Origin of the sequence: Mesorhizobium sp. ES1-1, from assembly GCF_020164785.1 — a bacterium.
Classification (GTDB): domain Bacteria; phylum Pseudomonadota; class Alphaproteobacteria; order Rhizobiales; family Rhizobiaceae; genus Mesorhizobium.
The window spans coordinates 90,339-104,811 of record NZ_JAIUGX010000011.1 but is presented as its reverse complement, the minus strand read 5'-3'; the positions used below and the strand labels follow the sequence as shown (position 1 = coordinate 104,811).

Genomic DNA, 14,473 nt, shown 5'->3' with positions numbered 1-14,473 from the left:
CAATGGACGAAGTCGACGTTCTGGTCATCGGTTCGGGCTCGGCGGCCTGTTCAGCGGCTTTGAGAGCCGCCAAAGGCGGTCTCAAAGTCTTGGTCATCGAGAAGACCGAATGGCTGGGCGGTACATCCGCCATGTCCGGAGCCGGTGTATGGATACCGGCCAATCATGTCGCTGCCGAAGCCGGCATCGCCGATAGCCGCGAGGACGCACTCGCCTATCTGCGCGCCGTCGCACCCGAAGGCTGGGAGCGGAAGGAAGACGCGCTATGGGCTGCTTTCGCCCGCGCGGCGCCCGATATGCTGCGCTTCCTCTCCGGCAACACGCCGCTCGACTTCCGGTTGATCAATGAGCCGGACCCCTTTGCCGAGGCGCCGGGTGGCAAGCTCTTTGGCCGTATGCTCTCGCCCAGACCGCTCAGCCGTCGCATCCTGGGCAGGCTCGCATCCAGGCTGCGCCGCTCCACCTTGCCGCACAGTTTCACCTACCAGGAGGTCGTCGACCTGGATCTCTATCATCACCCGATCCGTGCGGGATTCAAACTCTGGCCGAAGCTCCTTTGGCGATGGCTGACCAATTCCGGCGGGCAAGGCACGGCGCTGATGACCGGGCTGATCAAGGGCTGCCTCGACGCCGGTGTCTCCTTCAAGCTGGCAACGCGCGCAGTTACCCTGCTTCAGGATTTGGACTCACGTATCATCGGCGCGGAGGTGGAAACCGAAGGCCGGCGCAGGAAGATTGCCGCGCGTCGGGGCGTGGTGATCGCAACGGGTGGCTTTGAATGGGACGACGAGATGCGCAAGCAGCATTTCCCCGGCGCATTCGACCGGATCGGTAGTCCGCGCGGCAACGAGGGCGACGGCCAGAAACTTGCCGCGTCCGTTGGCGCGCAGCTGGACCGCATGGACCAGGCGAACGTCTATCCCTGCCTGCCGACGCGCTACCAGGGAGAGCGCCACGGTCTGCCGATGACCTTCCAGGCCGAACCTCACTCCATTGTGGTGGACCGCCACGCAAAGCGCTTCATCAGCGAAAACTCCTTCAACATCGGCGAGGCGATCGATGCACGCGGACCCGACGGCGCCCCCATCCATCTGCCCTGCTACCTCGTAGGCGACCATCGGTTCCCGCGGACGTCCCTGCCCTTCCGCTGGTACGCCTCCTACGAGCGCGACTGGGTGAAGAAGGCGGATACGATTGCCGGCCTTGCCGCAAAACTCGGGCTGCCGCCGGCAGCGCTCGAGGAGACCATTGCCCGCTGGAATGGTTTCTGCGCCAAGGGGCACGATGCGGATTTCCAGCGCGGCGAAAACGGTTGGGAAGCATATAAGGCGCATGGCCCGGAAAACCGTCTGAAGCCCATAGACAAGCCTCCCTATGTCGGCATGACGATCAACCGCTCTCTTCTGGGCACCAAGGGGGGCGCTCGCACCAACGAGCGGGCGCAGGTGGTGAGACCGGACGGCTCGATCATCCCCGGCCTCTACGCGGCAGGGCTTGCAATGGCCAACCCTATCGGCACGCGTGCCGTCGGAGCCGGCACCACGCTCGGCCCCAATTTGACCTGGGGCTTCATTGCGGCCGAGACGATCCTGCACCAGAACAGGTGATCGCGTACGAACTAGACAAGATCTTCCCCAATCATCCTTCAAAAAGCGACGATGATTGTCCGCGCGCGGTGCCATCAGGTGTCGTCTACAGCAACCAGACGGCGCTTCGTGGACTAGTCTGGCGGTCCAAGGTAACCATGCTGACAGCTTGGCAGCACGGTTACCAGGCACTAGCGGAAAATCGCCTCCGCGGCGACCACAGCGGCCTCCACGCCTTCCTTGCCGACGTCGAGATGCGTGACCAGGCGCAGGCGGTTGCCGGTGGCCGTTCCAACGCCGATGCCACGGGCGTGGAAGGCGGCCTTAACCTGCGTCGCGTCAAAGCCGTCCAACTCCACGAATATGATGTTGGAATGCGGCACGTTCGGACGTATGCCCGGTAGCCGCGCAAGCCCTGTCGCCAGACGCGATGCGTTTTCATGATCTTCGGCCAGCCGGTCGACATGGTGATGCAGCGCGTGAATGCCCGCGGCCGCGATGACGCCGGCCTGCCGCATGCCGCCGCCCAGCAGCTTGCGCAGACGCCGGCCTTTCTCAATCATGTCGCGAGAACCGACCAGCACGCTGCCCACCGGCGCGCCGAGACCCTTGGAGAGGCAGATCGAGACGGTATCGAAGTCGCGCGCCAGTCGGCCTGCCGGCATGGCGCTGGCGATTGCCGCATTGAACAGTCTGGCACCGTCCAGGTGCAAGGACAGGCCGTGGTGGCGCGCCAGTCTTGACGCGGCGTCGACATAAGCCTGCGGCAACACCTGGCCGCCGAACGTGTTTTCCAGCGCCAGCAAACGCGTGACGGCGTAATGGGGGTCGTGGGGCTTGATGGCATCGGCGATGTCCTCCAACGCAAGCGTACCGTCGGCCTGGTTGGGTATGGGTTGCGGCTGGATGCTGCCCAACACCGATGCGCCGCCGGCCTCCCAGCGATAAAGATGCGCCATTTGGCCGGCTATGAACTCGTCGCCGCGTCCGCAGTGGATCATCAAGGCGATCAGGTTGGACTGCGTCCCGGATGTGCAGAACAGACCCGCTTCCTTGTCCAAAATCTCTGCGGCCTCGCGCTCCAGCCGATTGACGGTCGGATCTTCACCATAGACGTCGTCGCCCACCGGCGCCGCGTTCATGGCGTCGCGCATCGCCTTTGTTGGGCGCGTGACCGTATCGCTGCGGAAGTCGTACTGGATTTCAGACACGGGGATATCCAGCCGGATATTCGCGAAGCGTCAGGCCGCCATCAACCACCAGGGATTGGCCGGTGATGTAACCGGCGCGGCGGCTGGCGAAGAAGGCGACGGCGTCCGCAATCTCGTCCGACGTGGCAAGGCGGCCCATCGGAATGTGGTTCTCGGTGGCTGCCAGGAACTCGGGATCGTAGAGTGAGGCAGCACCCTCCGTCATGACATGGCCGGGGGCGACCGCATTGACGGTGATGCCGCGGCCGGCCGTCTCCAGCGCCGCCGCGCGAACCATGCCGAGAAGGCCGGCCTTGGTTGTCGCGTAGTGAATCATGTTGGGGATTGCGGTGCGCGTGCCGGTGACGGACGAGGTGATCACGACGCGGCCGTAAGCCCGCTCAAGCATGGCCGGCATGAAGGCCTGCAACGTCAGGAACGCGCCCTTGAGATTGATCGACAGCAGGCGGTCCCACTCCGCTTCCGTCATGTCGACGATGCTGGCGGACCCGAACACGGCGGCGTTGGGGCAAACGATGTCGATCCGGCCCTTCCAGGCGAGTGTTTCCGTCGCCAGAGTTTTGACCGACGCCAACGATGAAACGTCGGCGACGACGCCCTTCACCGTCAACCCGGCACCCGCCAAGCCATCCACGGAGGCTTCGAGGACGGCCCGGTCGACATCGACCAGGACGGTCGAGGCGCCACGCCGCGCCAGGGTCGATGCGATGCCGAAACCGATGCCGCGCGCCGCGCCGGTCACGACCGCCACCTGCCCGGCGAATTCGCCCTGGTCAGCCATGATAGAGCGGCTCCTCGAGGCCGGTAATGTCCGTTTCAAGCGCAATGCGGCCCCCGGCCGTCGGTTCGGCCGTGAAGCCGGTCTCGTAGAGCTTCTCGCCCAGCACGGCGCGGGCCTTGAGGACGCAGCGTATCGACATGGTGGCCACCTCAGTTCTTGACGATGATGTCGTTGAGTTCGCGCACGGTCGTCTCCTCTCGAGTCAGGCTGCGGATGACCCGCCCGCGCGACAGGATGACGAAGCGGTCGCAGCTTTCATAGGCGTGGTAGAGATTGTGGGTGATGAACACGGCTGACACTCCGTCCGCCTTCAACTCACCGAGATGCGCCAGCAGCTTATCCGTCTCGCGCACCGATAGGGCGCTGGTCGGCTCGTCGAGGAGAAGCATCGCGGTCTTGAAATAGACGGCACGCGCAATGGCGACGGCTTGGCGCTGGCCGCCGGACAGTGTCTCGACCAGGATGTCGGGCGAGTCGATGCCGGCTATTTTGACGGTGTTGAGGAGCTGGTCCATGACTATGGCGTTCATCGCCTGCATGTCGAGCAGTCCTGGACCCTTCGTCAGCTCCCGCCCGGCGAAGAAGTTGCGCATGATCGACGCCGAGCCGACCAGGGCCGAGTCCTGGTAGATAGTTTCGATGCCGAGCCGCTCGGAATCCTTGCGCGAGCGGATCGTGGCCGGCTTGCCGTCTCGGAAAATCTTGCCGCTGGTCGGAAATTCGACACCCGACATGATCTTGACCAGTGTCGACTTGCCGGCGCCGTTGTCTCCGAGCAGACCGACCACCTCGTTTGGCCTGATGTCGAAATCCGCCTGGGTCAGCGCTTCGATATGGCCGTAGGACTTGCTGATGCCCTTGAGTTCCAGAAGGGGTGTCGCGACCGCGTTCATTTGGCGCTCCTGCGAGCTAGTGCGGTGTTGGCGATAACGGCGATGACCAGGATCGCGCCGACGAAGACGTCGAGATAGAAGCCCGGCGCGCGCAACAGCAACAGCACGTCCTCGACCATGTAGAGGATGCAGGCGCCGACGACGATGCCGAGCACGGTGCCGCGGCCGCCCGAGAGGAAGAGGCCGCCGATGACGCATACGGCAATGGCGCGCAGTTCCATGCCGAGGCCTTGGGCGGGCGTGGCTGTGCCGACGCGGGTGATGGACAGGACGCCCGCGATCGCCGCGGCCATGCCCGACAAGGCAAACGCCACGATCTTCACCCTGTCGGTGGCGATGCCGACCGCACGAGCGGTGCGTTCGTTGCCGCCTACCAGATACATGTGGTTGCCGATCTTGCTGCGATGCAGGAAGACCGCCGCCGCCAGGGCCAGCACGATGAACCAGATAAAGGCCGCTTCGACGCCGAACACGGAGCCGGTGAACAGGCTGGCAAAGGCCTCGCCGGGCCGGAACGAAACCGAGCCCATTTCCGACAGCCATCGCACCAGGCCGCGCACCAGAAGCATCGAGCCCATCGTCGCAATGAATGAGGGGATCCCTGTCTTGACCGTGATGATCCCGTTGACGATGCCGATGACAATGCCGATCAGCAGGGTCAGCACGAGGGCGACGACCGGCGAGACCCCTGCCGTGTAGAGCATCGCCATCGAATAGCCGGCCAGAGTGTACACCGAGCCGACCGAAAGATCGTACTCGCCGGTAATCATCAGCAGGCCGACGCCGAGTGCCACGACCCCGATGACGGGGATGGCCCGCTGGAGTAGCGATACGTTCTGCGGCGACAGATAGCGGAACGCTTCCGGGAACAGCAGCGCCCCGACGATGCAGACCAGCTGAAAGACGATGAACAGCATGCAGATGCTGGCGACAGGTTCGCGCAGGAGGTCTCGCCAGCGCCTCGATCGCGGCTGCAGGGCCAACCCGCTGAGGTCGGAGGCGGTTTTGGTCATGGTCATTGTCCCGAAAAGTCGCCGGAGAGGTGGCTGGCGGCTTTATCGATCCGCCAGCCTCGTGGATGAGTTAGCGGTAGGTGCCGGCGAACTTCTTGACCAGTTCGGCATTGCCTGAATCGATGATGGTTCCGCCGATCGGGATCGACGCCGGAGGAATGCCGTAGCGCTTGTAGTAGGCAAGCATGACGATCGGCATGTAGCCCTCGTAATAGGCGCCGGAGTCGACCGTTGCGATCATCTTTTTCGCCATGATCGCATCGACGATGCCGGGGCTGAGGTCGAAACCGCCGACCGCGATGCTCAGGCCGGCTTCCGCAGCCGCCTGCGGCGCAATCTCGGTGACGACGCTGCCGAGGCCGATCACGGCCTTGGTCTGGCTGTTGCCGACGAGATATTGCGAGATGCGCGTCAGAGCGGTTGCCATGGTCGGCGTCGCGTCGAGCTTTTCCGAAGTGATGCCCGCCTTGTCGAGCACATCCTTGATGCCACGGTAGCGCTCGGTGCCGTAGAAGGCATCCGGATCCTCGACGGGCGCGACCACATGGTCGCCGGATTTGAGCTTTGCTGTGTCGATCATCTTCTGCGCGATGCGCTGGCCAGCCGCAAAGAAGTCCTGACCGACATAGGCCTGGCTCTTGGTGGCGTTCGGGTTCGGGTCATTGGTGTCGAAGGTGACAACGCCGAGGCCGGCTTCCCGCGCCTTGGCGATGTTGTCGGTGAATGCGCCGGGCAGCCAGTTTACGACGGCCAGACCGTCGACCTTGTTGGCGATAGCCGTCTCCATCAGATTGTTCTGCTTGACCGGGTCGCTGTCGGCATACTGAATGTCGACGTTGACGTTTCGGTCCTTCGCTGCCTCCTGCGCGCCCTTGATCACCGGCTGCCAGAACGGATCGCCAGGCGCGGTATAAATAATGAAGGTCACGTTGACCGGCTCTTCCTGCGCTTGCGCAACAGGCGACATGGACAGAACGGCGAGACCCGCGAAAGCGCCGGCCGCCATCGTTTTCAATCGGTACCGCAGAGACTGGCGGTGGTCGGTAGTCGTCATGTTGATCCCCTTTTATCAGTTCTCTGAACTTGCGGAGGCTGCCCGGTCCGCGGCATCGAAATCCGGGAGGTCGATGACTGCGGACTGAACGATGTGCTGAACGAGGCGATCGGCGGCGCCTTGCGCGTTGCGCGACATGACCAGGTTCAGGATTTCTCGGTGGTCGCGCAACTCCGTGCGCAGCAAGTCCATCGGCATGTCGGGACGCCGGCGATCCTGGAGCAGATCCAGGATCGAGCGCATGAAGCTCGCGGACACGGTGTTGTGCGAAGCCTCGGCCAGCATGACGTGGAAAAGGCGAGCAGGCTCCTTGACCGAAAGCCCACTTTCGAGCGCGTGCGCGTGTTGGTCGAGAAGGCGCGAGATGGCGTGCAACTCTGCATCCGTTGCGCGCAGGCACGCGAGCGTCACGGTCTGCGGTTCCAGCATCTTGCGCGTCTCAAGCAGATCGAAGATTGCCGCATCGTTGATCAGAAACGACACCAGATCAGGCCGGAAAATCTCGTCCGGGCGGGGCGCCTTGATGAATGTGCCTTGCCCTTGAATCGCTTGCACGACGTTGAGCGTGGACAGGATCTGGAGCGCCTCGCGCACGGTCGAGCGACCCACGGATAGTTTTGCCAGCAACTCCCTCTCGGCCGGCAGTTGATCGCCGGCCTTCCACACGCCGCGCCGGATCATCGACAACATCTGGTTGGCCACCTGCTGGGCCGATGTCTCTTTGACGATGGGTTGAAGGTCTAACATTGCGGTCTTCTGGTCTTGTGGTCTGACCACAGGACCACGATGCGATAGGTGCGTCAAGCAAAGATAACACCTGCGGCGACACAAAGCCTTCGAAGCCGGTTGCATTGGCATCCGGCCTGCCTCCACCCTGGCACCGATTAGGCTCGCCATCTCCGCGAACCCCTTCGCCGCTGGGCCTTTTCATGGCCGCTCGATCCGGAACCCTGCTGGCTGCCATGAGTGGACTGTTGCTCGACCTGCTCGTCGCACGGCGAAGGTGGCTTCCGACCGTTAGGGAACGCCGCCATCTCGACCAATGGAGATGGCCACAGCGCTTCCCAAAAATGGACATTGTGATCGTTATTCGCCGTAGCTCCGTCATCTTACGCGACAGGGATGTGGTCAGCGTGCGCACGGGATTCGGCGCGGCCCAAGGCAGCAATCTGGCTCTTGCCAAAGCTGTCTCGATCATCTCGGAGCCGGAAAGCACTGTCGAGTATGCTGAGACTCAGCCGGCTAACGCCAGCTTGCCGTATCGGCTGATTTCGGCCTGAACCTCGGACACAAAACTCTCCAGCGCGGGATTTCTCGCCTTCTTTGCCCGACGCGCGACATAGGCGAGAGGCGGCGGAGCAGGCAGGTCCTCGCGAATGATCTCCATCTCCGGACGCAGGTGACGGTCGCTGAGCAGCGCGACGCCAAGGCCAGCCTGCACGGCCGCCACGATGCCGGCAGCGCTGGAACATTCGAACACGGTTTCCAGATCGGCCCCGCCGTCCTGGCCGATGTCGGTGGCCCAGCGCCGATAGAAGCAATCCTCATCGAACGAAAGGAACGGTACAGGACTGGCCCGCTCCAGTTCCAGGTCGCGCGACCTCACCCAGTGCAGTTCTTCGCGCAACAAAACGATATCCGCCGGCCTTACCTCGTGCGCGAAGACCTGGATGATGGCGACGTCCAGCTCCCCGCGCTCCAGCATGGACCGGAGCACCAGGCTCATGCGCACCTTCGTGCGGACGGCCACTTGCGGGTGCAGGCGCCGGAAGCGGCCGAGGATCCTTGATAGGTCCGAACAGGTGGTGTCCTCGGTCAGCCCGAGCAGGATGCGTCCCGCCAGATCCGCTCTTGCCAGGCTGACAAGCGCCTCGTCGTGGAGGCCAAGTATCTTGCCGGCGTAGGCGAGAAGCGCATCGCCGTCGGCGGTGAACATGCGTCCGCCCGGCCGCCTGTCCAGCAGCTCGCAGCCAAGGCTGGTCTCCATCCGCTTGATTTTATGGCTGACGGCTGACTGCGACAGGCCGAGCGCGTCGGCGGCGCGTGTCACCCCGCCATGCATCTTGATAGCCCGCAGGGCGCGCAATGCGTCGATGTCTAGCCGCCTGCTGTTCGTCTCGATCATCCGTCACTCCGGAAGTCATGTCAGCAAGTGAATGATGTACCCGAGCCGTGCAATCCGGCAAGTGAGAATTACAAATTCTATCCATACTTCATGGTATGATCGATATTTGTCATGTGCGCCCGGCGTGTCGAGCTCCTATCCATGGTTCGTATTGCAGACCGGAACTGCCATGGACCTCTCCGCTGACATTGCCCTGACCCCGCGTTCTCGCCTGCTTCTGCCGTTACTGGGCACAGTCCTGATCATCGGCTGGAGTTCCGGCTTCGTCGGTGTCCGCTACGCAAGTGAGCAGACCAGTGTGGCCGTCCTTCTGTTCTGGCGAACCTTGCTATCGGGTCTTATCCTGCTTCCGTTCGCCTTTGCATTCGGTCCGAAGATGAGCCTTTCGGCCGTGCTGCCGCAGATGGCATTCGGCGTGATGGCCGTGTTCATCTATCTCGGCGGTTTCGCACTGGCGATCGAGCAGCGAGTGCCGACAGGCCTCGTCGCGCTGATCTCGGATCTGGTGCCGCTGGCGATCGCGGCCCTGTCGCAGCCGCTTCTGGGCGAACGGCTTTCGGGACGGCAATGGCTGGGGACCGCGATCGCCGTGGCAGGCGTCCTGATCGTCTCCTTTGACAGCCTCAGCTTCGGCACGGCGCCTCTCTGGGCGTATGCGATCACCGTCGGCTCCATGCTGGTCTTCGCCGCCGCCTCCGTACTGCGCAGGGGCAAGGCCTCCCTGAACATGCCCGTCCACCAAAGCCTGTGCATCCATTCGCTGACCGGCGCAATCCTCTTCGGCCTGTGCGGACTCTATCAGGGGAGCCTTGAGCCGCCCATGACGCGCGAGTTTGCCATTGGCATGGCCTGGCTCGTGTTCTTTGCCACATTCTTGGCCTACGCCGTCTACTACACGATGCTGCGCCTCTATCCGGTCGCGCAGGTGAGCGCTGCGATCTATCTCAGCCCGCCGGTTACCATGCTCTGGGCCTGGATGCTGTTCTCGGAGCCGCTTGCTCCGGCAATGTTCGTCGGCCTGGCGGTGACCCTGGTGGGAGTGTGGCTGACCTTGCGCGGTTGAGTGCGTCGTCGGCATTCCATTGAAACGCGGGCATGAGCGGCCGATCCGGACTTGGTCTTCGCGCCGAACGGCAGTCCGCGTTCAGAGCTTTTCCGAGATCAAGCGTAGACCGAATAGGGCAAGTGCGGTGCCGACCAGGCGTTCGATCCACTGCCCTGCCCGGTCGTAAACCGCGCGAGCAGGGGGTGTGAAGAGGATCACGATGACGAGGCCGTACCAAAGGACCTCAAGGAGAAAACCACCCGTCAGCAGGGTCAGTTTGGTCCATAACGAGACTCCAATGGGCACGGTCACCGCATAGAGGCTCAGGAAGAAGGTGATCACCTTGGGGTTGGACAGATTGACGATGACGCCTGTCCGGAGCCCCTTGATAAGGGTATCCTGCGCTGCCCCTCCGAATTCCGGCGAAAGCGTGTGCTTGGCGCCCAGCCAAGCCTTCACACCGAGATAGACCAAGTAGCATCCGCCTGCGATTTGAACGAGGCTTGCGAGCCAACCGACGCGCGTGAGCGCGATCGATAATCCCGTAATGGTCAAAATGGCGTAGAATGTAGCCGACAGAGCGAGGCCCAATGTCGCGCCGATCGCCGCGCGACGGGCACCCGACAGCGCCAATCGAGAGATAAGCGCGAAGTTCGGGCCCGGACTCGCCACTGCCAGGGCATAAAACCCTAGGGTTGTAGCAATGATCGCGATCTCCGAGTTCATAGTGCACCTCCAAACTTGAACCACAACGCGCGTGTCGTATCGGAGTGCCCAAAAAGTTCAGGCAGGATCGCGATCAGGAGCAGACATGTTTGATGGATTTAGACTGGAGCAGGTCAGCCTTCCAGAAGCAACGCTTCGGGTCCGGATAGGCGGCAAAGGAAAGCCGTTGCTGTTGTTGCATGGCCATCCTCGGACACACGCAACCTGGCATCGGGTGGCGCCGATCCTGGCAGAGCGATACACGGTCGTCTGTCCGGATCTGCGTGGCTTCGGCCAATCCTCGAAGCCTGCGGACACACCGGATCACGCCGGTTCATCCAAGCGTGCCAAGGCGAGAGACTGTATCGCGCTGATGCGCCATTTCGGCTTTGATCGCTTCGGCCTCGTCGGGCACGACAGAGGGTCTTACACAGCCTTTCGAACCGCGATGGATCATCCTGCCGCGGTTGATCGTCTTGCGATACTCGACGGTATTCCAATCGCGGATGCGCTGGCCCGGTGCGATGCCCGCTTCGCTGCGGCATGGTGGCATTGGTTTTTCTTCGCCCTGCCAGAAAAGCCCGAGCGGGCGATCCTGGCTGACCCGACCGCATGGTACGGGGGCAGTTCCGAGGAGATGGGTGAGGAAGCATATGCTGATTTCAATGCCGCTATCCACGATCCGGCCACCGTTCATGGCATGATCGAGGACTACCGGGCAGGCTTAGGTATCGACCGCCGACACGACGAAGATGATCGGCAGGCCAGGCGCAAGCTTGCTTGCGCCTTGCTCGTGCTCTGGTCGGGCCGCGACGATTTGGAGGACTTGCATGGCGATATCCTCGGCATCTGGCGCGGATGGGCGCCCGACGTGACTGGCCGCAGTATCGACTGCGGCCATCACATGGCCGAAGAAGCACCCGAAGAGCTGGCGGCAGAGCTCGGGGCTTTCTTCCAGGCATCCTGACCTGGAGTCGCTTCTGCGGGAGGTGGTAATTAAGACCACCGGGGCGGATCGGGAAACCGGAGATCGTCGAGGGCACACAGTTTCGGCGAAGATGCGTACCCTTCGAGGATGATGTCTGCCCTTTTCGCGAGATGCCCCGTTGAGCAGTTGAAACTGCAGCTGGCTCTGAACCCTGCCTAAACTCAATCCGTCAGATCGGCAGGCACTTTGCCACCATTGGCAGCCAACTTCTGCAGCAGGGCTTTGTGTAGCCACACGTTCATCTTCGCAGAGTCCGAAGTATCCCCCGTATACTGCAGCTCCTTCGCTAGTTCCTTACGATTGGCGAGGCTGCTGTCGAGGTTCAGAGCTTTCATCATGTCTACAATTGAGGTGCGCCAGTTGAGCCGTTCACCGCTGGCCTTCACAGCCGCATCCATGACGGCACTGACATCCACGGCAGAGGTTGCCGATTGTGAAGGAGGCGCGGACACGGTGGGCTTAGGCGCCGCACCTGCGGTGGAGGAAGGAGCGGCAGGGGGCGCAGATGGGGCAGGTGCGGTTGGCGTGGCAGAACCCGGGGCTTCGGCAGCTTCTGCCTTGCCAAAGATAGCATCCTTGATCTTGTCGAAAACGCTCATCATCAAATCTCCTTCATGAAGTGGGTGTTGCTGCCTGATCCAAAGACTGGTGACATCTCTCGAAAGTCACGTCGACATCGGTCCGGCTGTCCTGAGACTCAGGATGGCTGCCACAAGCTCGGCTTCCTTCTCCGGATAGTTCAACGGGTTTTCACCCAATCGTCTTCAACTGCCTGATCCGCGATTGCAACGACAAGCGGAAGCGTCGGCATGAACCCCTCAGGGCGGCTCTGTTATAAGCGATTAAAACGGATAACGTTCCGTCTGTCGGCGGAGTTCGCAGCAAAGGGACGCGCGCTCGCTAGGCGCTTCGGCAAGGGCTGGGGAAGAACTTCGTAAGGAATCTAAATTCGAAGCGGTTTGCACGTCGCTGAACGTACTTCACGCGGGCCATCAATGGTCGTCCTGTAGAACACAAAAGTAGCACGCGCAGAGACGCAAACCATTGCCCGCACAACGCCTTTAGCATTTTGACCACTTAGGAGGAAAATGGCGCGCCCGAAGAGATTCGAACTCCTGACCCCCAGATTCGTAGTCTGGTGCTCTATCCAGCTGAGCTACGGGCGCGCAACAGGCCATGCTTTGCATGACCCCGCGATCCGATCGTGACGACCGGCCGCGACGAGACGTGTTCCCTAACGACTGAATTTGCGAAAAGCAAGCAGATCCGCAAAGTTTTGTCGCTTGCCTCTCATCCGGCCCGGCAAGCGCAATCTCGGCCGATCGATTGTCCTAGGCGCCGGTCGGAGTCGAGGCCGCGGACCAACCTGGGCCGAACCATCAAGCCGGGCGACGTAAATTTCCGCGTGCCTGGTCGAGCCTGACCGGCTGGTCGGGAATGGTGACGGCGAATGTGGTGCGCCCGCCAATCGACTCGACGAGCTCCACCGTGCCGCCATGAGCCCGGATCAGTTCATGTGCGATCGCCAGGCCAAGGCCGGTGCCGCCGCTGCGGGCCGAGCCCCGGAAGGCCGCGAACAAATTTTCGCGCGCCTTGGGTGGCAGGCCGGGGCCGGTGTCGGTGACTGCGATCCGGCTGACGCTGCCCAGCCGCACCGCCGACACGGCCAGCCGGCGCACGATGGCGCTTTCCGTATCCGCCGCCATCGCCTGCACCGCGTTGCGGCATAGGTTGGTCAGCACCCGGAACAACTGGTCGGAATCCGCGTCGACCTCGAAGGCCGCATCGACGGCGTTGACGAATTCGATGCCGCCTTCCGTGTTGAGCAGGCCATGCACATCTTCGACCAGCTGATGCAGCCGCAGCCTGCGGCGTGCCGGCGGCGGCTCCTGCGTGCGTCCATAGGACAGCACGCCTTCCGAATAGGAAACGGCGCGGTCGAGCGCGCGCAGCAGCTTCGGCGCGAAAGCCTGGACGGTCGGATCCTTGACGTGGCGCAGGCGGTCCGACATCAGCTGCGCCGAGGCCAAGATGTTGCGCATGTCATGATTGATCTTGGAAACTGCCAGGCCGAGATCGGCAAGGTGTTTCTGCTCCGACAGCATCTTCTGCAGCCGCTCCTGCATCTGCGACAGTTCGCGCTCGGCCACGCCGATCTCGTCGGCGCGCGCTGCTGGGTGAATGATCCGTCCCGGGTCGTCGGGGGCCTCCGAGAAGGAAAGCATCGAGCGCGTCATTGTCCGGATCGGCCCGATCATGATGAGGTCGATCGCCGCATAGACAAGCATCGCGGTGAACAGCGAGATCAGCAGCGAGACGAAGGCGACATTGCGCGAATAGCGCAGCATCGCATGCCGCAGGCTGTAGTCCGGCATGATCAGCTCGAATTCCTTGTCGCTTTCACCAACCGGGCCGAAGACGCGCAGCATCCGGTCGCCACCGAAAAACAGCGTGTCCAGCGCGCCGGTCATGCCCTTGATCATGCCGATGCTGGCGATGTCGATATGCTCGTCGACCTTCGGCGGCATCTCCGCCACGACGAGGAGCCGCGATACGCCGCCGTCCCGCACGGCGATGGCCTTGGCGCCGATCGCCATCAGCACGTCGTTCTGGGCCTCGCGCGACAGCGAGGTGGACTCGCCCTGGACCAGGACGATCGAGACCGCCGCGGCCGTGCTCAGCCGCTCCTTTAGCCAGTTCAGCCTGTAGCTGGCGATCCAGGGCAGGAAGATGAGCACCTCAGCCAGCAGCACGAAAACGATGGTCAGGAGAAGCAGCTTCGTCGACAGGCCGCGCGACAGCGGCACGGTCCGGCTGCCGACCGTCGCCATGCCGATTGACTGCTCCGCCTGCGCGATCTCGCTCATTTGTCTGTCTTCACGATCACTTGATCCACGCAGACTAGGCGATTCCGGCATTTTTGCCAATTTCAACCTGCCTGCGAAGTGGAAACAATACTAATCAGGCGCGAGCCGTGGGCGTGCCGGCGCCGGATTGACTTCCAAAACCCTTCTTTCTATAAGCCCGCACACGCTCGGGCCATTCGTCCCGGCGCGGTTTCGATCGCGCCAA

The 14,473-nt window shown here is 62.6% G+C and carries 14 protein-coding genes and 1 tRNA gene; 3 read left to right on the top strand and 12 right to left on the bottom strand.

The genetic code is table 11. The annotated features are described in order from the left end of the window. The first annotated feature begins 2 nt into the window (after positions 1-2). Positions 3-1,607, top strand: a complete 1,605-nt coding sequence (locus LB513_RS19310) for an FAD-dependent oxidoreductase (RefSeq protein WP_224665102.1) — start codon at positions 3-5, stop codon at positions 1,605-1,607. Between the two features lie 170 nt (positions 1,608-1,777). Here LB513_RS19310 and ltaE read toward each other — a convergent pair whose 3' ends face one another. From ltaE to LB513_RS19270, 8 genes are all read right to left on the bottom strand, one after another. Beyond that, positions 1,778-2,797 carry a low-specificity L-threonine aldolase gene (gene ltaE / locus LB513_RS19305; RefSeq protein ID WP_224665101.1) on the bottom strand — a complete coding sequence of 340 codons (1,020 nt, stop codon included), beginning with the start codon at positions 2,795-2,797 and terminating at the stop codon, positions 1,778-1,780. Beyond that, positions 2,790-3,578 (bottom strand): SDR family NAD(P)-dependent oxidoreductase, encoded by a 789-nt coding sequence (locus LB513_RS19300; RefSeq protein WP_224665100.1) that lies wholly within the window; start codon positions 3,576-3,578, stop codon positions 2,790-2,792. Before LB513_RS19300 ends, ltaE begins: the two co-directional genes overlap by 8 nt. Further along, a complete protein-coding gene (locus LB513_RS19295) occupies positions 3,571-3,717 on the bottom strand; it encodes a hypothetical protein (protein WP_224665099.1) in 147 nt (48 codons plus the stop codon). The genes LB513_RS19300 and LB513_RS19295 overlap by 8 nt, the downstream gene beginning before the upstream one ends. A 10-nt stretch (positions 3,718-3,727) precedes the next feature. After that, positions 3,728-4,471: an ATP-binding cassette domain-containing protein gene (locus tag LB513_RS19290; RefSeq protein ID WP_224665098.1), complete on the bottom strand. Its 744-nt coding sequence runs from the start codon at positions 4,469-4,471 to the stop codon at positions 3,728-3,730. After that, positions 4,468-5,484: an ABC transporter permease gene (locus tag LB513_RS19285; RefSeq protein ID WP_224665097.1), complete on the bottom strand. Its 1,017-nt coding sequence runs from the start codon at positions 5,482-5,484 to the stop codon at positions 4,468-4,470. Before LB513_RS19285 ends, LB513_RS19290 begins: the two co-directional genes overlap by 4 nt. A gap of 70 nt (positions 5,485-5,554) precedes the next feature. After that, the gene (locus tag LB513_RS19280; RefSeq protein ID WP_224665096.1) at positions 5,555-6,538 is read right to left on the bottom strand and encodes a substrate-binding domain-containing protein; all 984 of its coding nucleotides are present in this window, start codon (positions 6,536-6,538) and stop codon (positions 5,555-5,557) included. Positions 6,539-6,553: 15 nt separating this feature from the next. After that, a complete protein-coding gene (locus LB513_RS19275; protein WP_224665212.1) occupies positions 6,554-7,285 on the bottom strand; it encodes a FadR/GntR family transcriptional regulator in 732 nt (243 codons plus the stop codon). Positions 7,286-7,772: 487 nt separating this feature from the next. Next, a complete protein-coding gene (locus LB513_RS19270) occupies positions 7,773-8,663 on the bottom strand; it encodes a LysR family transcriptional regulator (protein WP_224665095.1) in 891 nt (296 codons plus the stop codon). Positions 8,664-8,832: 169 nt separating this feature from the next. On the opposite strand from LB513_RS19270, the gene LB513_RS19265 reads away from it, so the two are divergent. Further along, entirely contained in the window at positions 8,833-9,726 is an 894-nt protein-coding gene (locus tag LB513_RS19265) for a DMT family transporter (RefSeq protein ID WP_224665094.1), read from the top strand. Between the two features lie 81 nt (positions 9,727-9,807). Here the strand turns inward: LB513_RS19265 and LB513_RS19260 are convergent, their stop codons facing one another. Beyond that, positions 9,808-10,434 (bottom strand): LysE family translocator, encoded by a 627-nt coding sequence (locus LB513_RS19260; protein WP_224665093.1) that lies wholly within the window; start codon positions 10,432-10,434, stop codon positions 9,808-9,810. An 85-nt stretch (positions 10,435-10,519) separates the two neighbouring features. On the opposite strand from LB513_RS19260, the gene LB513_RS19255 reads away from it, so the two are divergent. Then, entirely contained in the window at positions 10,520-11,380 is an 861-nt protein-coding gene (locus LB513_RS19255) for an alpha/beta fold hydrolase (RefSeq protein WP_224665092.1), read from the top strand. Positions 11,381-11,562: 182 nt separating this feature from the next. Here LB513_RS19255 and LB513_RS19250 read toward each other — a convergent pair whose 3' ends face one another. The 3 genes from LB513_RS19250 to LB513_RS19240 all read right to left on the bottom strand — a co-directional run bounded on the left by LB513_RS19250 (position 11,563) and on the right by LB513_RS19240 (position 14,268). Continuing rightward, positions 11,563-12,000 (bottom strand): DUF3597 domain-containing protein, encoded by a 438-nt coding sequence (locus LB513_RS19250; protein WP_224665091.1) that lies wholly within the window; start codon positions 11,998-12,000, stop codon positions 11,563-11,565. A gap of 490 nt (positions 12,001-12,490) precedes the next feature. Further along, a tRNA-Arg gene (locus LB513_RS19245) sits at positions 12,491-12,567 on the bottom strand. A 213-nt stretch (positions 12,568-12,780) separates the two neighbouring features. Next, positions 12,781-14,268 (bottom strand): sensor histidine kinase, encoded by a 1,488-nt coding sequence (locus tag LB513_RS19240; protein ID WP_224665090.1) that lies wholly within the window; start codon positions 14,266-14,268, stop codon positions 12,781-12,783. Positions 14,269-14,473 lie beyond the last annotated feature (205 nt).